General features: G+C 68.4%; 26 protein-coding genes. 16 read left to right on the top strand and 10 right to left on the bottom strand.

Features of this window, described 5'->3' with window-relative positions; all coding sequences use genetic code 11:
- Window positions 1–4: 4 nt before the first annotated feature.
- Window positions 5–1,507, top strand: a complete 1,503-nt coding sequence (locus JVH1_RS04575) for a sensor histidine kinase (RefSeq protein ID WP_009479547.1) — start codon at window positions 5–7, stop codon at window positions 1,505–1,507.
- A gap of 60 nt (window positions 1,508–1,567) precedes the next feature.
- On the opposite strand, the gene JVH1_RS04570 is transcribed toward JVH1_RS04575, so the two are convergent.
- Together JVH1_RS04570 and JVH1_RS04565 are read right to left on the bottom strand one after the other, a co-directional pair.
- A complete protein-coding gene (locus JVH1_RS04570; RefSeq protein ID WP_005240099.1) occupies window positions 1,568–1,822 on the bottom strand; it encodes a WhiB family transcriptional regulator in 255 nt (84 codons plus the stop codon).
- 239 nt (window positions 1,823–2,061) lie between these two features.
- Window positions 2,062–3,018: a diacylglycerol kinase family protein gene (locus JVH1_RS04565; protein ID WP_009479548.1), complete on the bottom strand. Its 957-nt coding sequence runs from the start codon at window positions 3,016–3,018 to the stop codon at window positions 2,062–2,064.
- A 76-nt stretch (window positions 3,019–3,094) separates the two neighbouring features.
- Between JVH1_RS04565 and JVH1_RS04560 the strand changes: the two genes are divergently transcribed.
- Entirely contained in the window at window positions 3,095–3,532 is a 438-nt protein-coding gene (locus JVH1_RS04560; RefSeq protein WP_005240102.1) for a hypothetical protein, read from the top strand.
- On the opposite strand, the gene JVH1_RS04555 is transcribed toward JVH1_RS04560, so the two are convergent.
- Complete coding sequence (locus JVH1_RS04555) at window positions 3,529–4,008, bottom strand: GNAT family N-acetyltransferase (protein ID WP_009479549.1); 480 nt, start codon at window positions 4,006–4,008, stop codon at window positions 3,529–3,531. The two genes, JVH1_RS04560 and JVH1_RS04555, sit on opposite strands and share 4 nt — an antisense overlap.
- Window positions 4,005–4,619: an acid phosphatase gene (locus tag JVH1_RS04550; protein WP_029539453.1), complete on the bottom strand. Its 615-nt coding sequence runs from the start codon at window positions 4,617–4,619 to the stop codon at window positions 4,005–4,007. Before JVH1_RS04550 ends, JVH1_RS04555 begins: the two co-directional genes overlap by 4 nt.
- Window positions 4,620–4,688: 69 nt before the next feature.
- Between JVH1_RS04550 and JVH1_RS04545 the strand changes: the two genes are divergently transcribed.
- Window positions 4,689–5,486 (top strand): ParA family protein, encoded by a 798-nt coding sequence (locus tag JVH1_RS04545; RefSeq protein ID WP_009479551.1) that lies wholly within the window; start codon window positions 4,689–4,691, stop codon window positions 5,484–5,486.
- On the opposite strand, the gene JVH1_RS04540 is transcribed toward JVH1_RS04545, so the two are convergent.
- Together JVH1_RS04540 and JVH1_RS04535 are read right to left on the bottom strand one after the other, a co-directional pair.
- Window positions 5,458–6,288, bottom strand: coding sequence for an SDR family oxidoreductase (locus tag JVH1_RS04540; RefSeq protein WP_009479552.1), 831 nt, complete (start codon window positions 6,286–6,288; stop codon window positions 5,458–5,460). The genes JVH1_RS04545 and JVH1_RS04540 overlap by 29 nt on opposite strands.
- A gap of 8 nt (window positions 6,289–6,296) precedes the next feature.
- Window positions 6,297–7,127 carry an NAD(P)H-dependent oxidoreductase gene (locus JVH1_RS04535; protein ID WP_009479553.1) on the bottom strand — a complete coding sequence of 277 codons (831 nt, stop codon included), beginning with the start codon at window positions 7,125–7,127 and terminating at the stop codon, window positions 6,297–6,299.
- A gap of 99 nt (window positions 7,128–7,226) precedes the next feature.
- Here JVH1_RS04535 and JVH1_RS04530 point away from each other — a divergent pair, with 99 nt between their 5' ends.
- Both JVH1_RS04530 and JVH1_RS04525 read left to right on the top strand, forming a co-directional pair.
- A complete protein-coding gene (locus JVH1_RS04530) occupies window positions 7,227–8,213 on the top strand; it encodes a GlxA family transcriptional regulator (RefSeq protein WP_009479554.1) in 987 nt (328 codons plus the stop codon).
- Window positions 8,214–8,267: 54 nt separating this feature from the next.
- Entirely contained in the window at window positions 8,268–8,681 is a 414-nt protein-coding gene (locus JVH1_RS04525; RefSeq protein ID WP_043782202.1) for a VOC family protein, read from the top strand.
- Window positions 8,682–8,690: 9 nt separating this feature from the next.
- Here JVH1_RS04525 and JVH1_RS04520 read toward each other — a convergent pair whose 3' ends face one another.
- On the bottom strand, window positions 8,691–9,905 hold the full coding sequence (locus JVH1_RS04520) for a hypothetical protein (RefSeq protein WP_009479556.1): 1,215 nt from the start codon (window positions 9,903–9,905) through the stop codon (window positions 8,691–8,693).
- Window positions 9,906–9,914: 9 nt separating this feature from the next.
- A complete protein-coding gene (locus JVH1_RS04515; protein WP_043782230.1) occupies window positions 9,915–11,573 on the bottom strand; it encodes a DEAD/DEAH box helicase in 1,659 nt (552 codons plus the stop codon).
- Window positions 11,574–11,894: 321 nt separating this feature from the next.
- On the opposite strand from JVH1_RS04515, the gene JVH1_RS04510 reads away from it, so the two are divergent.
- Window positions 11,895–12,575, top strand: coding sequence for a ferritin-like fold-containing protein (locus JVH1_RS04510; RefSeq protein WP_009479559.1), 681 nt, complete (start codon window positions 11,895–11,897; stop codon window positions 12,573–12,575).
- Window positions 12,576–12,706: 131 nt separating this feature from the next.
- Window positions 12,707–12,937: a DUF3107 domain-containing protein gene (locus JVH1_RS04505; protein WP_009479560.1), complete on the top strand. Its 231-nt coding sequence runs from the start codon at window positions 12,707–12,709 to the stop codon at window positions 12,935–12,937.
- 57 nt (window positions 12,938–12,994) lie between these two features.
- Here the strand turns inward: JVH1_RS04505 and JVH1_RS04500 are convergent, their stop codons facing one another.
- Window positions 12,995–13,666 carry a TetR/AcrR family transcriptional regulator gene (locus JVH1_RS04500; protein WP_009479561.1) on the bottom strand — a complete coding sequence of 224 codons (672 nt, stop codon included), beginning with the start codon at window positions 13,664–13,666 and terminating at the stop codon, window positions 12,995–12,997.
- Window positions 13,667–13,890: 224 nt separating this feature from the next.
- Here JVH1_RS04500 and JVH1_RS04495 point away from each other — a divergent pair, with 224 nt between their 5' ends.
- The 3 genes from JVH1_RS04495 to JVH1_RS04485 all read left to right on the top strand — a co-directional run bounded on the left by JVH1_RS04495 (window position 13,891) and on the right by JVH1_RS04485 (window position 17,285).
- Window positions 13,891–15,030 (top strand): DUF3152 domain-containing protein, encoded by a 1,140-nt coding sequence (locus tag JVH1_RS04495; protein WP_016883160.1) that lies wholly within the window; start codon window positions 13,891–13,893, stop codon window positions 15,028–15,030.
- Window positions 15,031–15,164: 134 nt separating this feature from the next.
- Window positions 15,165–16,349: an adenylyltransferase/sulfurtransferase MoeZ gene (gene moeZ / locus JVH1_RS04490; RefSeq protein WP_016883159.1), complete on the top strand. Its 1,185-nt coding sequence runs from the start codon at window positions 15,165–15,167 to the stop codon at window positions 16,347–16,349.
- Window positions 16,350–16,430: 81 nt separating this feature from the next.
- The gene (locus tag JVH1_RS04485) at window positions 16,431–17,285 is read left to right on the top strand and encodes a TIGR02569 family protein (RefSeq protein ID WP_011598286.1); all 855 of its coding nucleotides are present in this window, start codon (window positions 16,431–16,433) and stop codon (window positions 17,283–17,285) included.
- On the opposite strand, the gene JVH1_RS04480 is transcribed toward JVH1_RS04485, so the two are convergent.
- Complete coding sequence (locus JVH1_RS04480) at window positions 17,282–17,947, bottom strand: FadR/GntR family transcriptional regulator (protein ID WP_009479566.1); 666 nt, start codon at window positions 17,945–17,947, stop codon at window positions 17,282–17,284. The genes JVH1_RS04485 and JVH1_RS04480 overlap by 4 nt on opposite strands.
- An 11-nt stretch (window positions 17,948–17,958) precedes the next feature.
- Between JVH1_RS04480 and JVH1_RS04475 the strand changes: the two genes are divergently transcribed.
- The 6 genes from JVH1_RS04475 to JVH1_RS04450 all read left to right on the top strand — a co-directional run bounded on the left by JVH1_RS04475 (window position 17,959) and on the right by JVH1_RS04450 (window position 25,651).
- Window positions 17,959–19,206 (top strand): MFS transporter, encoded by a 1,248-nt coding sequence (locus JVH1_RS04475; protein ID WP_011598287.1) that lies wholly within the window; start codon window positions 17,959–17,961, stop codon window positions 19,204–19,206.
- A gap of 131 nt (window positions 19,207–19,337) precedes the next feature.
- The gene (locus JVH1_RS04470; RefSeq protein WP_009479568.1) at window positions 19,338–20,750 is read left to right on the top strand and encodes an MFS transporter; all 1,413 of its coding nucleotides are present in this window, start codon (window positions 19,338–19,340) and stop codon (window positions 20,748–20,750) included.
- A gap of 52 nt (window positions 20,751–20,802) precedes the next feature.
- Window positions 20,803–23,313 carry a nitrite reductase large subunit NirB gene (nirB, locus tag JVH1_RS04465; protein ID WP_009479569.1) on the top strand — a complete coding sequence of 837 codons (2,511 nt, stop codon included), beginning with the start codon at window positions 20,803–20,805 and terminating at the stop codon, window positions 23,311–23,313.
- Window positions 23,314–23,394: 81 nt separating this feature from the next.
- A complete protein-coding gene (gene nirD / locus JVH1_RS04460; protein ID WP_011598289.1) occupies window positions 23,395–23,796 on the top strand; it encodes a nitrite reductase small subunit NirD in 402 nt (133 codons plus the stop codon).
- Entirely contained in the window at window positions 23,793–24,950 is a 1,158-nt protein-coding gene (locus JVH1_RS04455; RefSeq protein ID WP_009479571.1) for a uroporphyrinogen-III synthase, read from the top strand. Before nirD ends, JVH1_RS04455 begins: the two co-directional genes overlap by 4 nt.
- Window positions 24,947–25,651 (top strand): sirohydrochlorin chelatase, encoded by a 705-nt coding sequence (locus JVH1_RS04450; RefSeq protein ID WP_009479572.1) that lies wholly within the window; start codon window positions 24,947–24,949, stop codon window positions 25,649–25,651. Before JVH1_RS04455 ends, JVH1_RS04450 begins: the two co-directional genes overlap by 4 nt.
- Window positions 25,652–25,655: the final 4 nt, after the last annotated feature.

Raw genomic sequence — 25,655 nt, 5'->3', positions numbered from 1 at the left:
GACGATGTCCACACTGAGCGACCTGCTCGCCGAACACACCGACCTGCCCGGCGAGGCCGTCGATCATCTCCAGCGCGTCGTCGGTGAATGGCAGTTGCTCGCCGACCTCTCCTTCGCGGACGTTCTGCTCTGGGTCGGAACGGATTCCGCGGCCACCAACCCGACCGGCACCGTGATCTGCGTCGCGCACTGCAGGCCCACCACCGCGTCGACCGCCTTCCCGGAGGACGTCGTCGGGACCGTCGTGTCGGAGTCGGAACATCCGCAGGTGCTGCAGGCGCTGCTCGAGGGCCGCGTCGTGCGACCCGAGGACGGCGGCGGGCACGCCGGTCTGCCGCCGCGCGGGGAAGCGGTCCCGGTGCGGTGGAACGGCGAAGTGATCGCGGTCCTGAGCCGGGACACCAACCTGTCGCACCAGCGGGCGCAGAGCCCGCTCGAGGTCGCGTATCTCGATTGCGCCGAGGATCTGTGCCAGATGATCAGCGACGGCACCTTCCCGATCCGGGAGGCCCGGTCGGATACCAACTCGAGTCCCCGCGCCGGCGACGGCTTCATCCGCCTCGACACCGACGGCCGCGTCGTCTACGCGAGTCCCAATGCGCTGTCGGCCTATCACCGGATGGGTCTCAGCTCGGACCTGATCGGCCAGAACCTGGCGGCCACCACGCGGTCGCTCGTCACGGATCCGTTCGAGTCGCAGGAGGTCGCCGGGTACATCCGCGACACCATCGCCGACAAGCCGGGCCGCCGCATGGAGATCGAGGCCAGGGGAGCGACCGTCCTGCTCCGGGCGCTGGTCCTCAAACCCGGCGGGAAGCGCGTCGGCGCCGCCGTCGTCGTGCGGGACGTCACCGAGGTGAAGAGGCGGGATCGCGCCCTGCTCAGCAAGGATGCGACGATCCGCGAGATCCATCACCGGGTGAAGAACAATCTGCAGACCGTGGCGGCGCTCCTGCGACTGCAGGCCCGCCGCACCAACAACGAGGAAGCCCGGCAGGCGCTGAGCGAATCGGTGCGCCGCGTCACGTCGATCGCCCTCGTGCACGACACGTTGTCGATGTCGGTGGACGAGGAAGTGAACCTCGACGAGGTCGTCGACCGTCTGGTGCCGATCCTGTCCGATGTGGCGACGGTGAGTACGCCGATCAAGGTCCGCCGGGAGGGCAGCTTCGGGGTGTTCTCCGCGGAGCGGGCCACGCCGCTGGTGATGGTGCTGACCGAACTCGTGCAGAACGCGATCGAGCATGCCTTCGAACCCGGCGCTCCGGGCACGGTCACCATGAGGGCCGAGCGTTCTGCGCGGTGGCTGGACGTCGTGATCCACGACGACGGCAGGGGATTGCCGCCCGGTTTCAGCCTCGAGCGGTCCGACCGTCTCGGTCTGCAGATCGTCCGGACTCTGGTGGCCGCCGAGCTGAACGGTTCCCTCGGGCTGCACCCCGGGCCGGAGGGTGGAACGGATGCCGTGTTACGCGTACCGCTGGGCCGTCGTGGGCCGCGGTACTGATCGGCGGGCAAGCAAAAGGCCCGGCACCATGTGGTGCCGGGCCCGTCTCCTTCTGAAGTATCAGACGGTGGTGCGGGCACGCGTCCGAGCGTTGCGGCGCTTGAGTGCGCGTCGCTCGTCTTCGCTCATGCCGCCCCACACACCGGCGTCCTGGCCCGACTCGAGTGCCCACGAGAGGCATTCGGCGGTCACCGGGCAGCGGTTGCAGACAACCTTGGCATCAGCAATCTGCGCGAGAGCCGGACCGCTGTTTCCCACAGGGAAGAACAACTCGGGGTCTTCGTCGCGACAGATTGCCTTGTGGCGCCAGTCCATCCTTCTGCTCCTTAACTGGGTGCGTAATGCACCGTTTCGTCTTCATGAGTTCATGTGTGCGTAGAGAATGTTTCCGCACTGTTGCTTGTGAATGCTTTCACGAACTGGCGGGATGTCAATAGAAAACCGCCGCACCGTGGGGGAGCTCACGTTCTTAGGCTGCCCTTCGAGGTGCGCCGTCCTTTGTACCCGGTGCAGGCACTTCCCGCTAGGTGAAAACGGCAATTCTCGAGAATTGCTCAGGGTCGCGCCGGCGCGACCACATCCAGCGCCTCGGGCACCGACACGAACTCGACGACTTTGCGCAGTCCGATGTAGTCGCCGTCCATCTGCAGTCCGATGGGCTCCGACGCGGATATCCGCACGGACGGCACGTCGTCGACCCGGACCAGCTTCTTCGCCTTCGGACGGGTTCCGGGGGTCAACAGCTGGCGGGCCACCCGCAGCGTGGTGAGAATCGCGGTGGACCGCATCGCGAAGACGCCGAGGCCGGTGTCGTAGGTGGTGTCGGGATTCGTGTGGACCTCCCGCTTGTTCAGATACGTCCAGGGACTCGCGTTCGACACGAATGCGTAGTGAACGCCCTCGACGGGATCGCGATCGGGGACCTCGACGGTGAGGGTCGGCTCGGCGTATTTCGATCGGAAGAACACCCGCACCGCCGCGCGGACATATTGCGCCGGTGTGGCCGGCCGCCCGTTCTTGCGGTGCATGTCGACCGCCTCACACACCTGGGCGTCCCAGCCGAGACCGGCGTTGAACGTGAACCAGCGGCTGTCGCAGTGCGCGAGCCCGATCCGGCGCCGCTGCCTGCGGGCGAGGAGATCGATGAGCTGGTTGGTGGCGTCCACCGGGTCGGGCGCGATGCCGAGCGAGCGGGCGAACACGTTCGCCGACCCACCGGGGACGACGGCGATCGGGGGAATCGGCCCCACCGTCACGGCGCTCATCGACTTCGGTGCCGGGGTGCCGAGCAGTCCGTTGACCACCTCGTTCACGGTGCCGTCGCCGCCGTGGACGATGATCAGGCCCATCCCGTCCACGCAGGCCTGCTGCGCCAGTTCCGCGGCGTGACCGCGGTGTGTCGTGTGCGCGACCGTCAACCGCACCCGGCTCGACAGCGCGTGGGCGAGGAGATCACGCCCGGCCGGAGTCGTCGATGTGGCATTGGGGTTGACGATCAGCAGCGCGCGCACGGGGCCCAAGCCTAGCGGGGGCGGCACGTGTCACCATCCGAGGCCGCCGGCGACGGGGTGTTCTAGGCTGGCCGACGTGCCGAAGCCGTCTCTCAGCAAGTCCACGCCCACCACGGTCCGCGCGGCGGGCGCCCTGGTGTCGCTCGAGGGCGCGGTGGCGGTCGGTGTCGCCGTGGTGCTGGTCATCAGGGGACTGCTCGGGCACGACCAGAGCGTCAGCAGTGGATACGGCACCGCAGCCTGGTTCGCGATTCTCGGTGGCGCCGTGCTGGCCGCCGGGCTCGCGCTGATCTTCGGCCGGCGCTGGGGGCGGGCGATCGCGATCGTCGCCCAACTTCTCCTGCTTCCGGTGGCGTGGTCGCTGCTCACCGATTCGCACCAGCCGTTCTTCGGTGTGCTGCTCGGCGTCGTCGTCGTGGCGGCCCTCGGGTGCCTGTTCAGCAGTCCCACGTCGAAGTGGATGGCTGCCGAGTACGGCCAGGAGGCCGACGCCGACAACCCGTCGGACCGCTAGCCCACCTCGGACGCGAGGCGGCCGAGCGGCTCCCCGGTCAGCCGGTAAGTGGTCCACTCGTCCTGCGGGTGCGCGTCCAGCGACTCGTAGAACGCGATCGACGGCTTGTTCCAGTTGACCACCGACCACGACAGTCGGGTGTAGCCGTTGTCGACGCACTCCTTCGCGAGTGTGGCGAGCAGGGCCTTGCCGTGCCCGGCGCCGCGCTCGGACGGGCTGACGAACAGGTCCTCGAGGTAGATGCCGTGTGTTCCGTCCCAGGTGGAGAAGTTGCGGAACCACACCGCGATCCCGACGACCCGGTCGTCGTCGTTCACCGCGACGTGGGCGAACGTGGATGGCTGCGGGCCGAACAGCGCGTCGTCGATCTGGTCGGCGGTGACGGTGCACTCGTCGCGGGCCCGCTGATGTTCGGCGAGTTCGTAGATCATCGCGGTGATCGCGGAGACGTCCTCGGGTACTGCGCGTCGGATCATCGGGCACCTTCCTCGCTTGTGACGTTGTGGCTGACCACCTGTTGCGCCCCGTGCTCGAAGCCGAGGACGGAATACGCGCCCGGCGACATCGCGAACCGGCGCCCCTCGCTGATGGGAAGCTCCGCCCAGCGGGCGATGAGCGCCCGCGAGAAGTGGCCGTGCCCGACGAGGATCACGTCGCGGTCGACGAGTTGCGAATGCGCGACGGACAGTACGAGGTCGCACCGGGTGTGCACCTGCTCGGCCTGTTCGCCGCGAGGGCACGGATGCGTCCACACGGTCCAGTCCGGCACCTGCTGCCTGATCTCGGGAGTCGTCATGCCCTCGTAGATCCCGTAATCCCATTCGGCGAGTGCGTCCCAGGTGCGCTGGATCTTCAATCCCGCCAGCTCCGCCGTCTCCTGGGCGCGTTGCCGCGGACTGACGATGACGAGGGGGTCGCGCAGTTCGAGGGCGTCCATCGCCGGGCCCACCCGCCGCGCCTGGGCTTCACCCAGTTCGGTGAGGTGAACGTCGGTCCGACCGGTGTGTTTACCCCAACGGGCCCATTCCGTTTCGCCGTGTCGGAGGAGGACGATCCGACGGCCGCGCGGCGAATCACTGGGTGGCATCCATCCATCATGTCAGTCAATCTGCGTGTATGGCTCGCCTCCGGGGACGAAGTAGGTAAGGATCGAGCCGTGACAACGGTTCTTGCAGTGGCAAATCAGAAGGGTGGGGTCGCGAAGACCACCACGGTAGCTTCTCTCGGCGCAGCCCTCGTCGGGCTGGGCCAGAAGGTTCTGGTGGTGGATCTCGACCCGCAGGGATGTCTGACGTTCTCCCTCGGGCACAACCCGGACCGCCTGGACGCCTCCGTCCACGAGGTGCTGACGGGTGATCTGACGGCGCAGGAGGCCGTGATCGACACCGAGGACGGTGTCGCCCTTCTGCCCGCGACGATCGACCTCGCGGGCGCGGAAGCGTTGCTGCTCATGCGTCCCGGTCGTGAGTTCGCTCTCAAGCGCGCTCTGGCGCCGCTGCTGGACGACTACGACACGATCATCATCGACTGCCCGCCGTCGCTCGGTGTGCTCACGCTCAACGGGCTCACGGCGGCGCAGTCGGTACTGGTGCCGCTGCAGTGCGAGACGCTCGCCCACCGGGGTGTGGGGCAGTTGCTGAGGACGGTCACCGAGGTGCAGCAGATCACCAACCCCGACCTGGTGCTGCTCGGAGCGCTGCCGACGCTGTACGACGCCCGCACGACGCACAGCAGAGACGTACTCTCCGACGTGTCCGACCGCTACAACCTGCCGGTCCTCGCTCCGCCGATTCCGCGGACGGTGCGATTCGCGGAGGCGACGGCGTCGGGTGCCACGGTGCTGGCGGGGCGGAAGAACAAGGGTGCCCAGGCGTACCGGGACCTGGCCGAGAACCTCGCCAAGCACTGGGCGGGATCCGAGCTGGCTACATTTTCGCCTGGAAGTGCCGAGTAAGTTCTTCCGGCGTCGGATTCCACGCGGCGGGCCAATCCTGTTGGCGTAACTGGGCGTCCGTGCCCCCGTCGGCGAAGACGACGCTGCCGCAGAACAGTGTCGACCCCGGTCCGAGCAGGAACTCGACGAGCGTGGCGATCTCGTCCGGGCGTCCGCGCCTGCCCAGCGGGACCGGATAGAAGTCCAGCGCCTTCGCCAGTTCGGGGTCGAGGTCGTCCCCGCTGGTCATCGGTGTGTCGATCATGCCCGGCGCGATCGCGTTCAGTCGTATGCCGCTGCCGATCCACTCGGGCCGTACCGCTTCACGCCGAATCCACCAGGCCAGTGCGAGCTTGGACGCCGGGTATGCCGGGATGGCGGTCACCTGGTCGCCGATGCGCACCGCCTCCGCCTCGTCACCGTCGAGGCACGCGGTCACCAGCTTCTCGGGAATCCCCGGCTGCGTGGTGGTGCTGCTCGACGAGATCACCACCACCGAGGCGCCGCCCGCGCGCTCGAGGGCGGGCTTCAGTGCGGTCACGAGTTCCACGGCCCCGAAATAGTTGACCGCGACGAGTGTGCCGCCCGGGACGTGCGACAGCGACCCGAGTCCGGCGCAGCAGACGAGACCGTCCACGACGCCGCCGCTCGCCTCGGTCACGGCGTCGGCCGCCGCGGTTCGTCCGCCGGGGGTCGACAGGTCGGCGGTCACGTCGGTGTGTGCGAGGTCGACTCCGATGACGGTATGACCGCCGGACTCGAGTGTGCGGCGGCTCGCCGCCCCGATGCCCGAGGCGGCGCCGGTGATCACGTAGGTTGCCATGCCGTGAATTAGAACACGTTGCAGATCGCGGTGATGCGGACTTCGGCCTCCGATTCGCATGTGCCGGAATCCGCGTCGGCATAGTGGGCGCGCAGTCCCGTGACGCCGGGCGCCCGGTCCTCGTGCAGCACGAACCGGGCGTCGTAGTCGCCGCCGTTCTGGGAGCGGAAAGGCAACGGCGCGTCGGTGAACAGGCCGGACAGGCGATCGATCAGCCGGGCCGCGACACCGGGGTAGTGCTCGGCGGGCAACCGGTCCGCGCTGTCGATCAGGACCGGTGGCAATACGGACATCCCTGTGTACCAGAAGATTCCGTGGTGGATCGGGAACAGGACCTCGTCCATCTGGCCGTTGATCCCGCGTGGGCCTGCGCTGTCGGCGCTGCCGCCGAAACTGACGACCGTCATCGCCCGCTTGCCGGCCAGGGTTCCGTCGCCGTACCGCCGGGTGGAGCCGTCCTCGCGGCGCAGTCCGTAGCCGTAACCCTCGACGAAGACCCGGTCGAACCAGCCCTTGAGGATCGCGGGCATGCCGTACCACCACAACGGGAACTGCACGACCACCGCGTCGGCCCACGCGAGTTTGCGTTGCTCGGCGCGGATGTCGGGGGCCAGGGTGCCCTCGGTCAGGGCCTGACCCGACCGCGCGCCGACGAGGAGGCGGCGGTGGGGGTCGTGTCCGAAATCGTCTGCTGTCACCACCGGGTTCCATCGCATCGCGTACAGGTCCGATGTCCGGATGTCGTGGCCGGCCCCGCGCAGTGCCGCGAGGGCGTCGCTGCGGAGTGCTGCGTTCAGGGACTTCGGTTCGGGATGTGCCGATACCCACAGGATCTTCATGGTTCGCCTTCCGCTCGGTCGTCCTGACCTCTCCGATCATGGACGCGTTGCGGTGGCCGCGACAGTGGCCGGTGGGACGATATGTGAAACAATCGGGCCATGTCCGATTCGAGAGGCAAGCGGACGCTGCGTCGTCATCGCGTGGTCGTGTTCGTGCGCGACGGTCTGCTCCCGATCGAGTTCGGAATCGTCCACCGACTGTTCGGTGAGGCGCGATCGCGGGAGGGTGAACCGCTGTACGAGGTCCTCACGTGCACCCTCACACCCGGCGCCGTCCGGACCGACACCGACGTGACGATCACGGTCGAGCACGGCCCGGCACTGCTCGGCACAGCCGACACCGTCGTGATCCCGGCGTCCGATCAGGACTACGACCCGCCGGAGGACGGGCGCCTGCCCCGTCACCTCGCGGACGCCCTCGCGCACATTCGCCCGGGCACTCGGGTCGCATCGATCTGCACGGGTTCGTTCGTTCTCGCCGCGGCAGGCCTTCTCGAGGACCGGCGTGCCACGACGCACTGGAAGTCGGCGGACGCGTTCCGGCGGCTGTACCCGGACGTGCACCTGGACCCCGGCGTGCTCTACACGCACGACGGAGCCGTGCTCACCGCCGCCGGCGTCGCGTCCGGAATCGACCTGTGCCTGTACATGATTCGTCTCGACCACGGTGCGTCGGTGGCCAACGAGGTGGCGCGGGGGACGGTCGTGCCGCCTCATCGCAGCGGTGGTCAGGCGCAGTTCATCACCGAACCCGTCCCGGACGCCGACGGTGTGTCCACGGCGCGAGCGCGAGCCCGGGCGCTGTCGCATCTCGATCAACCGCTGTCGCTGCGGGAGCTTGCCGCGTGGGAGTCGATGAGCGTGCGCACGTTCACCCGGCGATTCCGGGCCGAGACGGGGATGTCGCCGACGCAGTGGATTCTCGAACAGCGGATCATCCGCGCCCGCGAACTGCTCGAGAACACCGACCTGCCGGTGGACGACGTGGCGGCGGCCGCGGGATTCGGCACCGCGACGTCTCTGCGACAACACCTCTCGCGCACGGTCGGCGTCTCACCGTCCGCGTACCGCGCCACTTTCCGTTGACGGCATGCTCATTCGTCCAAGTGCGGGGGAGAGCACGGCGCTAACGTCGGGGCCATGACAGTCTCGGATACGCCTCGAAGCAACACCCTGACGATGCGGGCTCAGCCGCTCCTCGCCGTCGACGACGTCGAACGCGCAGGCGAGTGGTACCGGAAGGTCCTGGACGCGCGCCGCGGCCACGGCGGACGGGACTACGAGCAACTCCTCGTCGACGGGCACATGATCCTGCAACTGCACCGGCTCGACGAGGGCCACCACCACGGCCCCCTCGGCGATCCTTCGCTCCCGCGGGGAAACGGGGTGGCGATCTGGTTCGAGACCCCCGACTTCGACGGCACCGTCGCGCGGGTGCGTGAGGCGGGTGCCGACGTGGTCATGGACGTGCACGTCAATCCCAATGCAGGACATCGCGAGATCTGGATCCGCGACCTCGACGGCTATCTCGTGGTATTCGCCGAACCTGCGTGAGGGGCGACCTCAGCGCAGCGCCACGACAGCATCGCCGCGCTGTTCGAGGACGACGTCGCCGGCCACCGTCGTGAGGATCGGCCCCGCCGCGGCATCACGCGTCACCGGAATCGTGCGAAGCAACGCGCCGGTCGACAGGTCGAGCACGGCGATGCCGGATTCCACCGGAACCAGCAGGTTTCCGGCCATCACCGCTCCCGGGCCGAGAGCGCCGGGGAAAATCCAGTGCGGTGCGAGATCGGAGGTGCCGAGCGACACCACGTCCGAACCGGTCCACCAGGTGACCACCGAACTGCTCGTCGACGTGACGGGATCCGGGCCGACCCCGAGGGTGAGCGCGTATTCGGACACGGCATTGCCGGTGCCGTCGAACAGGCCGATCCGCGGTCCGTACGACGGGCCCGCGGGTAGGTAGACGGCCGTGGTCTCGCCGGACACCCCGAGGATGCGGGCGCCCTCGACGCCGGCATCCACCCCCGCCAAGACGCTCGACCCGTACTCCTCAGGTTCCTGATTGTCCTTCGGCGACGGGTTCATGACCGTCAGACGATCGGCCACCTCGCCGGGGCAGCGCTCCAGAACAGACAGTCTGCTGCTGCTCGAACCGACGTCGATCAGCGTGCATCCGCTACGCGGCTGCTTCCTGGGATTCACGGGCGCGTCCACCCGGCCGTACTCGACGGTGCGGACGAGGTCGGAGCGCCACAATTCCAGCCGGCGGTCGCCGAGGGACGCCACATACGTACCGTCGGCCTTCAGCGTCACATCGGAATCGGCGTCGCTGCTCCGCTGCGCCAGGCGCTCGCCGGTGCCGCCGTCGAGTTCGGTGACCTGGGAGCAGCCGCGGTCGTCACGGTAGACGGCCACGACCTTCCCCCACGACGCCGTCACACCGCACAGGTCGAGATCACGCTCGTACCGCCACAGTTCGGTACCCGACATCCGGTCCCGTCCCACGACGTCCCCACCGTCGGCGGTGACGACCGCACCACCGACGACGAGGGGTGCGGAGGTGGCGGAACTGGCGGAGTCCCAGATCGGGCGCAGCGTCTCCGGAACCATCAGGGCGGTGACGAGCGCAGGCGGCGGCTCGGCGGCGGTGACCGAGGTGGTGCCCCGCGCATCGCTGCGGAACCACACCACGGTGAGGGCGACCACGACCGCAACGGCGATTCCGGCAGCGACGACGTGATCGGCGCGCGAGCGCCGCTCAGGTGCGAGCACGGTGGATGTTTACTCCGCGTTCGTCGCGGCGGCGCCGACCTTCGTGGTCCGGCGGCGGCGACGCCGGCGGGGCTTGGAGGCACCCTCGCCGTCGGTGTCCCCGCTCGGAGCGGCAGACTCGGGTGCCGTCGGCTCCGGCGACACGGACTTGGGGCCCACGGAGTCCGCGGGGCGGCCACCACGGGTGCGGCGGCGGGTGCGGGTGCGTGCCGGACGCTCCGTGCGCTCGGCCTTCTCGCCCTGCCCGGTATCAGTGTTCTCGCTCCGCTCGGCGCCCGTGTTCTCGCTCCGCTCGGCGCCCGTGTTCTCGCTCCGCTCGGGTGCGACCTTCTCCACCCGGGGGCGCTTGATCGTGCCGGTCGTGCCGGCCGGGATCGACAGCTCCTCGAACAGGTGCGGGGAGCTGGAGTACGTCTCCGCCGGATCGGGGATGCCGAGGCCGAGAGCCTTGTCGATGAGCTGCCAGCGCGGGATGTCGTCCCAGTCCACCAGCGTCACCGCGATGCCGGTGCGGCCCGCCCGGCCGGTGCGGCCGATCCGGTGGACGTACGTCTTCTCGTCCTCGGGGCACTGGTAGTTGATGACGTGGGTGACATCGTCGATGTCGATACCGCGGGCCGCGACGTCCGTTGCGACCAGCACGTCGATCTTGCCCGTGCGGAACGCCTTCAGCGCCTTCTCGCGAGCGACCTGATTGAGGTCGCCGTGGACGGAGCCGACGGAGAAACCGCGCTCGGCGAGATCGTCGGCGACCTTCTGGGCGGTGCGCTTGGTGCGGGTGAAGATCATCGTCGCGCCGCGGCCCTCGGCCTGCAGCACGCGGGCCACCATCTCCGCCTTGTCCAGCGCGTGCGCCCGGTAGATGTGCTGGCTGGTCCGGTCGTGCACCGCCGAGTCGTCGGCCTGCTCGGCGCGGATGTGCGTCGGCTGGGTGAGGAACGTGCGGGCGAGCGTGATGATCGGACCCGGCATGGTCGCCGAGAACAGCATCGTCTGGCGCTTGTCCGGCACCATCCCGAGGATGCGCTCGATGTCGGGCAGGAACCCCAGGTCGAGCATCTCGTCGGCCTCGTCGAGAACGAGGACCTCGACCTTGCCCAGGATCAGATGGCCCTGGTTGGCGAGGTCGAGCAGACGGCCCGGGGTGCCCACGACGACGTCGGCGCCCTTCTGGAGCGTCGCGATCTGCGTCTCGTAGGGGCGGCCACCGTAGATGGCGAGGACCTCGAGCTTGTTCTTCTCGCCCTTCAGGTACTTCGCTGCGCCCTCGAGGTCCTTGGTGACCTGGATGCACAGCTCGCGGGTGGGGACGATGACCAGTGCGCGGGGAGTGCCGTCGAGTGCGGCCGTCCCGGTGGTGCCACTGGAGATGCGGTGGAGCAGCGGGACGCCGAAACCGAACGTCTTGCCCATGCCCGTACGGGCCTGACCGATCAGGTCGTCGCCGGCGAGGGCGAGGGGGAGCGTCAGCTCCTGGATCGCGAACGTCCGCTCGATGCCGATCTCGTCGAGAGCGCGGACGATCTCGTCACGAACTCCGAGCTCGGCGAAAGTGGGGGCAACGTGCGTGGAGTCGAGTTGCGCCGACAGCGTGGTCTCGGTTGCGTCGTCTTCATGGTCGACAGTGATCTTGCTCAGGGGACTGGCCTTCCTCGTAGCTGCACGCACGCACGAGGTAAGGGCCAGGCCGCTGGTCGGCCCGATTTCCCAGTCGACGCTCGTCGATGTCCTCTTCCGAGTCGATCCTGCCACTGCCTCAGCGCTGAAATCGAAGATTTCGGCGAGGCGCGGCTGGGACCGTCGATCAGGTGCGCGCACATTATCGGTGGGAACCGCTGATCGGATCGTGATCGATCATCACTCAAACCGCGTTCTCCGTGGAGGCGAACGTGGTGACGAGCGGTTGCCCACGATCATTGTAGCCGGAGAACGCCCCACAACCGGTTCGCATGGCAAACATCACTGGGCAACCCACTAGGCTGTGGCGCCATGGAGCCCAACACGCCTGCATCCTCTGATTCCACCATTCCCGCTGATCACCCCGGCGTCAGTGAACTCTTCGCGGTCCTCGCGTACGGCGAGATCTCCGCGTTCTACCGGCTGTCGGAGGACGCGCAGATGGCGCGGACCCTGCAGGGCAAAGTGGCGCTCGCCAGCATGGCCGCCGCCGAGATGGGCCACTTCGAGATGCTCGAGAAGGCGCTGACCGCGCGTGGGTTCGACATCTTCGAAGCGATGGATCCGTTCGTCCGCCCCCTGAACAACTACCACGCGTCCACCACACCGTCGACGTGGCTCGAGGCATTGGTGAAGGCCTACGTCGGTGACGGGATCGCCGCCGACTTCTACCGCGAGATCGGGCACTCGCTGCCCGCCGAGGTGTCGCGGACGGTCGAGGAGGTGCTCTCGCAGACCGGCCACTCGGAGTTCGTCGTCCACGAGGTACAGCAGGCGATCAAGGCCAGCAACCGCGACAAGGACCGCCTCATGCTCTGGGGCAGGCGACTGCTCGGCGAGGCCATCACCCAGGCACAGTTCGTCCTCGCGCAGCGGGAGGCGCTCACCGAACTCGTCATCTCCGCGTCCGGCGACCTCAACGGCGTCGTCGCGCTGTTCGACCGCATGCAGGAGATGCACGCCGAACGCATGGCCGTGCTGGGTCTCGTGTGACGGCACCGCCGTCGTGCCTGGTGTGACGGCATGTTCGCTCAGGGCACAGCCCACAGACGCGCACCGGCGGCGGCCACTGCATTAGCCTGGCCAGGACAGCTGATGTTTCTCGGAGAGTTCGGAGGTTGACCGTGGAGGTCAAGATCGGTGTAATCGACAGCCCGCGTGAGCTCATCGTCAGCAGCGAGCAGACCCCGGACGAGGTCGAGACATTGGTCTCGGACGCCCTCACCGGTGGCGACGGGATCCTGTCTCTGGAAGACGACAAGGGACGCAAGTACCTCGTGCAGTCCAGCAAGATCGCCTACGTGGAGATCGGCCCGTCCGATATCCGCAAGGTCGGATTCGCTCCGACCAAGTGAACACACGGGAAGGGGCCCGCAGTCGACTCGACTGCGGGCCCCTTCCCATGCGCGGTGTCAGCGCTGTTCGGGATGCAGCGGCACGCGGGACAGACCGCCCCACGCGAGCGTGACCGTCGTGTCGACCGCTTCTTCCTTCGGGATCGGGCGCGACGCCTCGAGCCAGTACCGCGCGGTGAACTGGCTGGCGCCGACGAGGCCGACAGCGAGGATGCGGGCGCGGTAGGGATCGAGACCGGAGTCGTGGCTGACGAGGTCGAACACCGCGTCCACGCACGCCTCGGTGGCCTGCTCGACGCGGCTCTGCACCTGCGGCTCACCCATGAGGTCCGACTCGAACACGAGCCGGAAGCCCTGCGAGTCGTTGTCGACGAAGTCGAAGAACGCCTGCACCGCGGCGCGGACACGCTGCTTGTTGTCCGTGGTCGAGCGCAGTGCCTGCCGGACGCCGGAGATCAGGCTGTCGACATAGCTCTGCAGCACCGCCACATACAACTCGAGCTTGCCGGGGAAGTGCTGGTAGAGGACGGGCTTGCTCACACCGGCGCACTCGGCGATCTCGTCCATACCGGCAGCGTGGTATCCGCGTGTGACGAAGACCTCGCTGGCTGCGGCGAGTAGCTGCAGTCGCCGGGCGTCACGGGGGAGTCGCGTGCTGCGACGGGCCCCGGTGCCCTTTCCGGGCGTGGCATCGCGATCGGAGTTCGTCCGATCCGCGAGTTCAGTCATAGCGCTTCCAATCTGCACAAGTATTCCGCGTCACATTCTGTGTAACTGTCTGAACGATACCCGCGCGTAGTGAACCGTTCATGGTGGACTCGCTGGACTCGCCCGGTCAAGGATATTGCCTGACCGGTAACTGGGGTCCTGTGGGGTTCGGGGGCGCCTGGTGATCCGGGTAGCCGCGACGTTGCGGATCGCATCTGCGTGACACGCCGAATGACCTGCGGACGGTGCGGTGGGACGAGGCGGTGCCGGACTGTGAGATTCTGGGCTGCGTGACTGACCGAGGAGGACCGCGGGTTCGCGGCCGGGCTCCCCAGAGCTCCGAGGACGGGGAGCGACGATCGCGCAGCATCGACCAGCGTGACGTCCGTCCCCGCGCTTCGCAGTCGGCACCGCAGGCGCAGTCGCATCAGCCCCTCCGTGCGCAATGGGACCCGACCAGCCGCGACGTCGGCAGGCCCCGGAACCCGCGCCCCGAGCGGCAGGCGAGGAAGCAGAGCCGCATCGGCCGGTTCGTCTCCACCTACGGTTGGCGGGCCTACGCGATCCCGATCCTGCTGGTGGTCACCGTTCTCGTGGTGGTCGACGCGGTCCGGGACACCGGCAGTGGCAGCGAGACGACGGCCGAGACCGACACACCCGGATTCGGCACCCTGTCCCGCGACACCGACGGTTCGAGCGTCATCGGGATCCCGCCGGAGGCCGACGGTAACTTCGCCGCCGAACTTCCCTCGGGCGCGCTGCCCGAGGGAGGCCCGTTCACGGCGGTCGGCGCAGGCACCTGGCACGTGGTTCCCGGAAGCGGGACCAAGATCGGGCAGGGCACCGAGCGCGAATTCACGTACAGCGTCGAGATCGAGGACGGGGTCGACACGTCCGGGTTCGGCGGCGACGAGTCGTTCGGCCGGATGGTCGACCAGACGCTGTCGAATCCGAAGAGCTGGACGAAGGACCCGCGGTTCGCGTTCCGCCGCGTCGACCAGGGCGACCCCGACTTCCGGGTGTCGCTGACGTCGCAGATGACCATCCGTGAGGCGTGCGGCTACGACATCCAGCTGGAGGTGTCCTGCTACAACCCCGGCATCGATCGCGTGGTCCTCAACGAGCCGCGCTGGGTGCGGGGGGCCATTGCGTTCCAGGGCGACATCGGGTCGTACCGGCAGTACCAGATCAACCACGAGGTCGGGCACGCCATCGGCTACCAGGACCACCAGCCGTGCGAAACCGAGGGCGGACTCGCGCCGGTGATGATGCAGCAGACGTTCGGCACGGCCAACAACGACATCGCGCAGCTCGACCCCGAGGGTATCGTCCCGATGAACGGTCTGACCTGCCATTTCAATCCGTGGCCGTTCCCGAGGGCGTGAGCAGGGGCCGCCCCGCGCGACTGCCGGCGGGAGGGGAAGAATGGACCCCGTCGGAGCGTTGAACTCAGTGCTGTCCGACGCATCGGAAGCTGTCGCGCAATTGTCAGGAGTGGACCGTGTCGCTTGACCGTTCTGTGAAGACCACCGAGGCACTGCCGCCGCTGGTGGAACCGGACGCCGAACTTTCCCGCGACGAGGTGGCGCGGTACAGCAGGCACCTGATCATCCCGGACGTCGGCATGGCGGGGCAGAAGCGCCTGAAGAACGCGAAGGTCCTCGTCATCGGCGCGGGCGGCCTCGGCTCACCCGCCCTGCTGTACCTGGCGGCGGCGGGTGTCGGGACGCTCGGCATCGTCGAGTTCGACGAGGTCGACATGTCGAACCTGCAGCGGCAGGTGATCCACGGCCGGTCCGACGTGGGCCGTCCCAAGGCAGAGAGTGCGCGCGACTCGATCCGCGAGATCAACGACAACGTCGACGTCCGGTTGCACGAGTTCCGGCTCGAGCCCGACAACGCCGTCGAACTGTTCGAGCAGTACGACCTGATCCTCGACGGCACCGACAACTTCGCCACCCGGTACCTCGTCAACGACGCCGCCGTCCTCGCGCACAAGCCATACGTGTGGGGCTCGATCTACCGATTCGAGGGCCAGGCGTCCGTGTTCTGGGAGGACGCGCCGAACGGTCGCGGACTCAACTACCGGGACCTGTACCCGGAGGCGCCCCCGCCGGGAATGGTGCCGTCGTGCGCCGAGGGCGGTGTGCTCGGCGTGCTCTGCGCGTCGATCGGTTCGATCATGGCCACCGAGGCGGTCAAGTTGATCACCGGCATCGGGGAGTCGCTGCTCGGACGGCTGATGGTCTACGACGCACTCGACATGACCTACCGCACCATCACGTTGCGCCGGGATCCGGCGCGGACCCCGGTCACCGAACTGATCGACTACGACGCGTTCTGCGGCGTGGTGTCCGACGAGGGTCAGGCGGCGGCGGCCGGTTCGACCATCACGGCCACGGAGCTGCGTGATCTCCTCGATTCCGGCAAGGAGATCGAACTGATCGACGTGCGCGAGCCGGTGGAGTGGGACATCGTCCACCTGCCCGGTGCCGTGCTGATCCCGAAGGACCGCATCCTGTCGGGGGAGGCGCTGTCGGAGCTTCCGCAGAACAAGCCGATCGTGCTGCACTGCAAGACCGGGGTCCGGTCGGCGGAGGCGCTGGCCGCGCTGAAGAAGGCGGGATTCTCCGACGCCACACATCTGCAGGGCGGCGTGATCGCATGGGCGAAACAGGTGGACACCAGCCTGCCTGTCTACTGACCTCCGCCACGGCATGATTGCCGTCTCCGGGCCAGCGCGCCTTGCAGTGCCACCGGCCCACCCGGCGGTAGCGTTGAGTCCGTGAGCACAGGCCAACCCCCTCAACACGTGTGCTCCACGTTCGGCCTCCGGGAAGTCGAGCCCATCCCACTCGGTGCGGACTGGGACGGCGGGTGGCTCTGTGGAGACGTAGTCCTGTCAGCCGTCGCCGACCACGCGCGCGCCGCATGGTCGGCGAAGGTCCGCGAGACGCTCGAGGTGGACGGGGTGCGGCTCGCGCGTCCCGTGCGGTCCACCGACGGCCGGTACGTGGTGTCCGGGTGGCGCGCCGACACGTTCATCGAGGGCACGCCCGAACCGCGTCACGACGAGGTCGTGTCGATGTCGGGTCGGCTCCACGCCGCCACCTCGCAGCTCGACCGTCCCCGGTTCCTCGTGCAGCCCCCGGTCGCGCCGTGGGCGGAGGTCGACGTGTTCGTGGCGGCGGATCGGGCCGCCTGGGAGAAGATCCCGCTGCGCAGCGCGAAGGGTGCGGAACAGCTCGAGACGCCGTCCCCCGACGGTCGCAAGAGCCTGGAACTGATCACCGGACTCGCGACGCTGCGCAAGCCCGTCACGAGCCCGGACCAGCTGGTGCACGGAGACCTGTTCGGCACCGTCCTGTTCGCCGGGGCGCTCGCGCCCGGGATCACCGACATCACTCCGTACTGGCGTCCCTCGTCGTGGGCGGCGGCGGTGGCCGTGGTGGATGCCATTTCCTGGGGTGGGGCCGACGAGGCCCTCATCGGACGTTGGGAAGATCTGCCCGAATGGCCGCAGATGCTCCTGCGTGCGGTGCTGTTCAGGCTCGCCGTTCACGTGCTGCACCCACGCTCGACCGCGGAGGCGTTTCCCGGACTCGCCCGCACGGCCGACGTGGTACGCCTCCTGCTCTAGGTGAGCAGCTCCGCGAACAGATCGCGGGCGGCCGCGGTCGCGGCGGCCTCGTCTCCGTCGACCACCGCCTGGATCAGCCGCCCGTGCTCGTCGTGGAACCCTGCACCGGTCGCGTGCACGTGCCGGTCGACGGTCTGGGCGATCGAGGGCAGTAGCGAGTCGTAGAACTCCAGGTACACCGCGTTGTGACTCGCTTCGACGATCGCGCGGTGCAGGCTGATGTCCGCAGCGACGGCGGCCTCCGTGTCGGATTCGGCCCAGCACCGGGAGCGCTCGTCGAGGAGGCTCTGCAGGCGTGTGACGTCGTCCGGGGTGCGGCGCCGGGCGGCGAGAGCGGCGGCGGTGACGTCGAGCGCCTGCCGCAGTTCCGTGACGTCGCGCTCGTGCGCGCCTGCGAAGTACTTGCCGAGGGTGCCCCCGACGTCGGAGGTGGCGACGACGTATGTGCCGGATCCCTGCCGCCGTTCGAGCAGGCCGGTGTGGACGAGGGCCTGCACTGCCTCGCGGACGGTGTTGCGTCCCGTTCCGGTGAGTTCGGACAGCGCGGTCTCGGTGGGGATCTTCGCGCCGACCGCCCACCGGCCACTGCAGATCTCGTCGCGCAGCTGCTCGGTGACCTGTGAGATCAGACTCGAGCGGCGCACGGGTTTTCCAAAGGTCATCCTGTCATCCTATGATTTCTCATGTGACTCTTCTACGCGGCCGCCTCCTCGTCTTCTGTGCGATCGCCATGTCGGCTCTCGTCCTGAGGCTGGCGGTCACCTCGTTCACCCCACTTGCCTCGCAGATCCGGGAGGACATCGGATTCTCACCGACGGTCGTCGGGGTGTTCGGAATGGTGCCGACGGCAATGTTCGCGCTGTTCGGACTGGGGACGCCGCTCATCGCCAAGCGGTGGGGCCTGGAACGGACCGCCCTCGTCGCGATGCTGATGGCCGCGGTCGGCATGCTCACCAGAGCCCTGATGAGCGACACCTGGTCGTTGCTGGCGCTGTCGGCGCTCGCGCTGGCAGGCATGGGAATCGGCAACGTGGTGATTCCGCCACTCGTCAAGCGTTACTTCTCCGACCGGCTGGCCGTGATGAGCTCGGTGTACATCGTCGGCGTGCAAATCGGCACGATCGCGCCCGCCTTCGTGGCCGTCCCGCTCGCCGAGGCATTCGGCTGGCGGTTCTCGATCGGCGTGTGGGCGCTCCTCGGCTTCGTCGCGGCTGTCCCGTGGATCCTCCTCCTCACCCGTGAACGACGTCGCGTTGTCGTGACGGCGCAACCGCCCGCGGACGTTCCGGCGGACCGTCCCCACGGGAAGGCCTGGCGATCGCCCGTCGGCTGGGGAATGGCCGGCATGTTCGGGATGACGTCGATGATCACGTACTCGATGTTCACCTGGATCCCCGACATCCTGTCCGACGCCGGCGCGAGTGAGGCGTTCGGCGGTGCCATGGTGGGACTGTTCTCGTTCATGGGACTTGTCGCGGCGTTCGGCGCCCCGACGCTGTGCGCGCGTATGCGCAACCCGTTCCCTATCGTGATCGGCTGCGCGGTCTGCTACCTCGTGTCCTTCAGCGGACTGCTGCTCGCCCCGATGAGCGCGCCGATCCTGTGGATCGTGCTGCTCGGGCTCGGGCCCAGCACGTTCCCGATGTCGCTGACACTGATCAATCTCCGCACGCGCAGCCACGTCGGCTCGGCGACGCTGTCCGGTTTCACCCAGGGTGTGGGTTACGCCGTCGCGTGCCTCGGCCCGTTGCTGTTCGGGGTGTTCCACGATGCCTCCGGCGGGTGGACACTGTCGTTCGGATTCTTGACGTTCGGCGTGGTGATCCTCCTCATCGCAGCGTTCCAGGCGTGCAAGCCACGCATGCTCGAGGACAGCTGGCACGTCGATTCGGAGCCGCAGGACGCTCTTCGACACGTCTAGGAAACATGCGGGAAACCTCACATCGGCCCAGCTGAAAAGTGAGGATCAGTTGACGCTGCGGTCACCGACCGCAGCACCGCCGCAACACCGGTTTTCTACCTTTGGGTCTCCCACACAACGAGGAGGCCCGGGTGAAGAAGCACTACATCGAGCACTGGGACGCGGAAGACGTCGACGCCTGGGAGGCGGGCGGCAAGGACATCGCCAAGCGGAACCTGATCTGGTCGGTAGTCGCTGAGCACGTCGGCTTCTCCGTCTGGTCGATCTGGTCGGTCATGGTGCTGTTCATGCCGACCGACATCTACGGCATCGACGCGGCGGGCAAGTTCTTCCTCGTCGCGGTCCCGACCCTCGTCGGCTCGATTCTGCGAATCCCGTACACGGTGGCGACGGCCCGCTTCGGCGGCCGAAACTGGACGGTCTTCAGTGCCCTGGTTCTGCTCGTGCCGACGCTGTTCACGCTGTACCTGATGATGAACCCCGGCGCGTCCTACACGACGTTCATTCTCGTGGCCGCCCTCGCCGGCGTCGGCGGCGGCAACTTCGCCTCGTCGATGACCAACATCAACGCGTTCTACCCGCAGCGCCTCAAGGGCTGGGCGCTCGGCCTCAACGCAGGCGGCGGCAACATCGGCGTCCCGATGATCCAGGTGATCGGCCTGCTCGTGATCGCCACCCTGGGTAACACGGAGCCGTGGATCGTCTGCGCCGTCTACCTGGTGTTCATTGCCGTCGCCGCGGTCGGCGCCGCCCTGTTCATGGACAACCTCGGCAACCAGAAGTCCGATCTCCGGTCGATGGCCAAGGCGCTGAAGTTCTCCGACTCGTGGGTCATCAGCTTCCTCTACATCGGAACGTTCGGATCGTTCATCGGCTTCAGCTTCGCGTTCGGCCAGGTGCTGCAGATCAACTTCCTCGCCGGTGGCGCCACCCCCGCCGCGGCTGCGCTGCACGCCGCGCAGATCGCCTTCATCGGACCGCTGCTCGGCTCCATCGCGCGGCCGATGGGCGGCAAGCTCGCCGACCGCATCGGCGGCGGCAAGATCACGCTGTACACGTTCGTCGCCATGGCGCTCGCCGCCGCAGTGCTGGTCACCGCGGGGACCATCGACGACGGCACGCCCGGCGCGGCCACGGCCGGAGTGCTGGTGGCGTTCGTGTTCGGCTTCATCACCCTCATCTTGCTGGCGGGTATCGGCAACGGCTCGGTCTACAAGATGATTCCGTCGATCTTCGAGGCCAAGGCGCAGGGACTCGAGGGACTGAGCCGGGACGCCAAGGCGGCGTGGTCGCGGGCGATGTCCGGCGCCCTCATCGGGTTCGCGGGCGCCATCGGTGGTCTCGGCGGTGTCGGCATCAACCTGGTGCTGCGCGCGTCCTACGGCGGCACCGCGAAATCGGCGACCATGGCGTTCTGGGTGTTCCTCGCCTTCTACATCGCGTGCATCTTCGTCACCTGGTTCGTCTTCCTGCGCCGCCCGTCCGTCACTCGTGGGCTCACCGTCTCCGACGGCGACGACGAAAAGGTGTCGGTTTCGGCGTGACCTCGCGCAGTACCGCATGAACTCGAGTAATTCAGCTAGAAGGAGCGACGGCATGAGCCGCAAGTCAGCAGTGGTCATCGGGCACGGAATGGTCGGACATCGATTCGTCGAGGCGTTGCGTGCGCGCGACGAGTCGGACGACTGGTCGGTGACGGTGCTCTGCGAGGAGCCCCTCCCCGCGTACGACCGGGTGGGACTGTCCTCCTACGTGGGGGCGTGGGACCCCAAGGAGCTTGCGCTTGCGGGTAGCGACTACCCGGACGACGCTCACGTCGATCTCCGGATCGGCCGTCGGGCCGCGACCATCGATCGGGAGTCCCGCAAGGTCACCACCGATTCGGGCGAGGTCGTCGCGTACGACGCTCTCGTGATGGCCACCGGTTCGTACCCGTTCGTGCCGCCGATCCCCGGGCACGACCGGCCGGAGTGCTTCGTCTACCGCACGCTCGACGACCTCGACGGCATCCGGAAGCGTGCCGACGCGGCCGGTCCCGGCGCCGTCGGTGTCGTCGTCGGCGGTGGTCTGCTCGGACTCGAGGCCGCGAACGCGCTCAAATTGATGGGCATGACACCGCACGTGGTCGAGTTCGCGCCCCGGCTGATGCCGCTGCAGGTGGACGAGGGCGGTGGAGCGCTGCTCGCCAACCTGGTCACCGACCTGGGTCTCACCGTCCACACGGGTGTCGGCACCGCGGGCATCACCGAGGGTCCGGACGGGATCAGCGTCGAACTGTCCGACGGTTCGGTGATCGAGGCCGCGCTGCTGGTGTTCTCCGCGGGTGTGCGGCCGCAGGACCAGCTGGCCCGGGACGCAGGCCTCGAGGTCGGCGAGCGGGGCGGGATCATCACGGACCTCGGCTGCCGCACGTCGGACGAGAACATCTACGCGGTCGGCGAGTGCGCCGCGGTGGAGGGACGGTGCTACGGCCTCGTCGCTCCCGGCTACACCACCGCGGAGATCGTCGCGGACCGGCTGCTCGGCGGGACGGCGGAGTTCCCGGGCGCCGACCTGTCCACCAAGCTCAAGCTGATGGGCGTGGACGTCGCCAGCTTCGGCGACGCGCACGCTGAAACCCCCGGCGCCCTGGAGGTGGTGCTCAGCGACGCGGCCAAGGGCACCTACGCCAAGCTGGTCGTGTCCGACGACGCGAAGACGCTGCTCGGCGGCATCCTCGTCGGCGACGCCTCCGCATACGCGTCGTTGCGCCCGCTCGTCGGCCGTGAACTGCCGGGCGATCCGGCCTCGCTCATCTCGCCGGCGGGGGAGAAGCCCGGCGCCGGGTCCCTGCCCGACGACGCCGAGGTGTGCTCCTGCAACGGCGTCACCAAGGGTTCGATCTGCGGCGCCATCGCCGACGGTGCCTGCGACATCGCGCAGGTCAAGAGCTGCACCAACGCCGGAACGACGTGCGGCGGCTGCCTGCCGACGATCAAGCAGCTCCTCGCGTCGTCCGGCGTGGTGATGTCGAAGGCGCTGTGCGAGCACTTCGAGCAGTCCCGCGCCGAGCTGTTCGAGATCGTGCAGGTCACCGACACGCGCACGTTCTCCGCGCTCATCTCGAAGTACGGGAAGGGTTCGGGCTGCGACATCTGCAAGCCCGTCGTCGCATCGATCCTGGCGTCCACCGACTCGGACCACATCCTGCACCGTAACCAGGCGGGCCTGCAGGACACGAACGACCACTTCCTGGCCAACATCCAGAAGAACGGCACCTACTCGGTGGTGCCGCGGATGCCCGGCGGCGAATGCACGCCCGAACAGCTCATCGTCATCGGCGAGGTGGCCCGCGACTTCGGCCTCTACACCAAGGTCACCGGCGGTCAGCGCATCGACCTGTTCGGCGCCCGCGTCGAGCAGCTGCCCGCGATCTGGAAGCGTCTCGTCGACGCGGGCATGGAGTCCGGTCAGGCCTACGGCAAGTCGCTGCGCACCGTGAAGAGCTGCGTCGGATCCACCTGGTGCCGGTACGGCGTGCAGGACTCCGTCGGCATGGCGGTCGACCTCGAGAACCGGTACCGCGGCCTGCGGTCCCCGCACAAGATCAAGTTCGGTGTCTCGGGTTGCGCCCGCGAATGCGCCGAGGCGCGCGGCAAGGACGTCGGCGTCATCGCCACCGAGAACGGCTGGAACCTGTACGTCGGCGGCAACGGCGGCCAGTCGCCGAAGCACGCCCAGCTGCTCGCCGGCGGGCTCGACGACGAGACCCTGGTCCGCTACATCGACCGGTACCTCATGTTCTACATCCGGACCGCGGATCGTCTCCAGCGCACCGCGCCGTGGGTCGAGTCCCTCGAAGGTGGGCTCGACCACCTCAAGGCCGTGGTGTGCGAGGACAGCCTGGGCATCGCCGCCGATCTCGAGGCTGCCATGGCCAAGCACGTTCTGGGATACAAGGACGAGTGGGCGGGCGTGCTCGAGGACCCGGAGAAGCTGTCGCGGTTCGTGTCGTTCGTCAACGCGCCCGAGGAAGCCGATCCGACCGTCTCGTTCGACGACACGGGCGTCCGGAAGGTCCCGGTGTTGATGGGAATGCCGAAATTCGCAGCTTCTACATCGGAGTAATCCCCACTTAACGCTGCGGAAACACCGACCCCGAACGATGTATCCAAGCACGGATACACACCAGCCCGAAGGAGGACTGTGATGACCGTCGTCGACATGAATGTGCACAGTGCCAGTGGAACCAGGCGTGAGAGCGTCAAGTCAGGCCGTCTCGAATGGACGTCCGCGTGCCCGCTCAGCCAGCTGATTCCCGGTCTCGGGGTGGCGGTGCTGCTGCGGGGCGGTGAGCAGGTGGCACTGTTCCTGCTCGAGGACGGATCGCTGCGCGCCGTGGGCAACATCGACCCGTTCGGGCGCGCGGCCGTGATGTCCCGCGGCCTCGTGGGTGACCGGGCAGGCGAGCCCACCGTGGCGTCACCGCTGCTCAAGCAGGTGTTCTCGCTGGTCGACGGTCGCTGCCTCGACGACGAGTCGGTGCGGTTGCCCGTGTACGACGTGCGGGTGTGGGCCGGCGTCGTCCAGGTTCACAGCACGAACGCGTGAACGACGACACGCCGCTGTGCGGGTTCACGATCGGGATCACGGCGTCCCGGCGTGCGGAAGAGTTCGCCACACTGCTGACGCGGCGTGGTGCCACCGTGGTGCACGCTCCGGCGATCCGCATCATCCCGCTGGCCGACGACACCGAACTCGAGCGCGTCACCCGCCAGATCATCGACAACCCGCCGGAGATCGTCGTCGCGACGACGGGGATCGGCTTCCGCGGCTGGATGGAGGCCGCGGACGGCTGGGGTGAAGCGGAGGAACTGGGCCGCGCACTGGCGGCGAGCCGCCTGCTGGCCCGCGGACCCAAGGCGAAGGGCGCGATCCGGGCCGCGGACCTGCGGGAAGAGTGGTCACCCGCCTCGGAGTCCTCGGCGGAGGTGCTCGATCACCTGCTCGGTGAGGGCATCGAAGGCAAGCGCATCGCGGTCCAGCTGCACGGTGCCACCACGGAATGGGAGCCGGTCGCGGACTTCTGCGAGGTGCTCCGCTGTGCGGGCGCCGACGTGATCGCCGTCCCCGTCTACCGGTGGACGCCGCTCGAGGACCAGGCCCCGATGGACCGGATGATCGAACTGATCGCCTCCGGCGGCCTCGACGCGGTCAGCTTCACCAGCGCACCGGCGGTGGCCTCGCTGCTGACCCGCGCCAAGGAGACCGGAATGATCGAGATGGTGCTGCACTCGTTCCGGCACCGCGTGCTCGCGGCCTGCGTGGGGCCGGTGACCGCCGGACCGCTGCGCGAACTCGAGGTGCCGACGACGATGCCGGCGCGCTCGCGGCTGGGTGCGCTCGCGCGGCACATCGCCGACGAACTGCCCAGGCGGGCGAACAAGATCCAGACCGCCGGACACGAGCTGAGCATCCGCGGCGGCTGCGTCGTCGTCGACGGCGAGGTGCGGCAGCTGCCCCCCGCCGCGATGTCGCTGATTCGCACGCTCGGCGCCCGGCCCGGCCGGGTCGTGCCCCGGGACGAACTGCTCGCGGCGCTGCCCGGCGGTGGCGGCGACACCCATGCCGTGGAGACGGCCGTGGCGAGGCTGCGGGCGTCCCTGGGTGCACCGAAAGCCGTTCAGACGGTGGTCAAGCGGGGATACCGCCTCGCTCTCGACCCCGTCGACTGCGTCGATTCACGTGAGGAGGGACAGCAATGAACGAGACAGCACTGGTACTGGTGGCACACGGAACGCGGAGTCCCCGGGGCGTGGAGATGATCGCCGCGCTCGCCGACGCCGTCGCCGAGCAGGTCGGACCCACCCGGGTGTCCTTCGTGGACGTTCTCGGGCCCTCACCGGCCGAGGTGCTCCGCGACATCACCGGGCCCGCCGTCGTGGTCCCGGCGTTCCTCGCGTCCGGCTACCACGTCCACACCGACGTTCCGCGGGAAGTCGCGGACAGTGGTCACCCCTCGGTGGCCGTGACCCGGGCGCTGGGACCGGACCCCGTCCTCGCGGAGGTCCTGCTGCGGCGCCTCGTCGACGTGGGCTGGCGGCCCGGCGACGCGGTCGTGCTCGCCGCGGCCGGATCGTCCGACCCGCGGGCCCTGCGTGACGTCCGGCGCGCCGCGGCGTTGCTGTCGGAGCTCGTCGCGTCGCGGGTCCGGATCGGCTACGTGGCGACAGCGCAGCCGCGCGTCCCCGACGTGGTGGCCGGATTGCGTGCGGGCGGCGAGAAGCGCGTGTTCGTCGCGTCGTATCTCTTGGCCCACGGACTGTTTCACGCGCGCCTCGCCGATGCCGGTGCGGACGGAGTGGCCGAGCCGCTCGGTGTCGATCCGGCCATCGTCGACCTCGTGGCGGAGCGCTACCGCAGCGGAATTCCGGCCGCGCAGCGAACCCTGTCGTTCCAGCGCTGACCCG

The sequence above is a fragment of the Rhodococcus sp. JVH1 genome (genome assembly GCF_000280725.2).
GTDB classification, from domain to species: Bacteria; Actinomycetota; Actinomycetes; order Mycobacteriales; family Mycobacteriaceae; genus Rhodococcus_F; species Rhodococcus_F jostii_A.
Note: the sequence above shows the minus strand (reverse complement) of the source record. Positions and strands in the feature narration are given on the sequence as shown.

Coding starts and splice junctions, on each gene's coding strand:
- JVH1_RS04575 (WP_009479547.1), top strand. CDS start 5: ATGTCCACACTGAGCGACCTGCTCGCCGAACACACCGACCTGCCCGGC.
- JVH1_RS04570 (WP_005240099.1), bottom strand. CDS start 1,822: ATGGACTGGCGCCACAAGGCAATCTGTCGCGACGAAGACCCCGAGTTG.
- JVH1_RS04555 (WP_009479549.1), bottom strand. CDS start 4,008: ATGATCCGACGCGCAGTACCCGAGGACGTCTCCGCGATCACCGCGATG.
- JVH1_RS04550 (WP_029539453.1), bottom strand. CDS start 4,619: ATGCCACCCAGTGATTCGCCGCGCGGCCGTCGGATCGTCCTCCTCCGA.
- JVH1_RS04540 (WP_009479552.1), bottom strand. CDS start 6,288: ATGGCAACCTACGTGATCACCGGCGCCGCCTCGGGCATCGGGGCGGCG.
- JVH1_RS04535 (WP_009479553.1), bottom strand. CDS start 7,127: ATGAAGATCCTGTGGGTATCGGCACATCCCGAACCGAAGTCCCTGAAC.
- JVH1_RS04530 (WP_009479554.1), top strand. CDS start 7,227: ATGTCCGATTCGAGAGGCAAGCGGACGCTGCGTCGTCATCGCGTGGTC.
- JVH1_RS04525 (WP_043782202.1), top strand. CDS start 8,268: ATGACAGTCTCGGATACGCCTCGAAGCAACACCCTGACGATGCGGGCT.
- JVH1_RS04510 (WP_009479559.1), top strand. CDS start 11,895: ATGGAGCCCAACACGCCTGCATCCTCTGATTCCACCATTCCCGCTGAT.
- JVH1_RS04500 (WP_009479561.1), bottom strand. CDS start 13,666: ATGACTGAACTCGCGGATCGGACGAACTCCGATCGCGATGCCACGCCC.
- JVH1_RS04480 (WP_009479566.1), bottom strand. CDS start 17,947: ATGACCTTTGGAAAACCCGTGCGCCGCTCGAGTCTGATCTCACAGGTC.
- JVH1_RS04475 (WP_011598287.1), top strand. CDS start 17,959: ATGATTTCTCATGTGACTCTTCTACGCGGCCGCCTCCTCGTCTTCTGT.
- nirB (WP_009479569.1), top strand. CDS start 20,803: ATGAGCCGCAAGTCAGCAGTGGTCATCGGGCACGGAATGGTCGGACAT.
- nirD (WP_011598289.1), top strand. CDS start 23,395: ATGACCGTCGTCGACATGAATGTGCACAGTGCCAGTGGAACCAGGCGT.
- JVH1_RS04450 (WP_009479572.1), top strand. CDS start 24,947: ATGAACGAGACAGCACTGGTACTGGTGGCACACGGAACGCGGAGTCCC.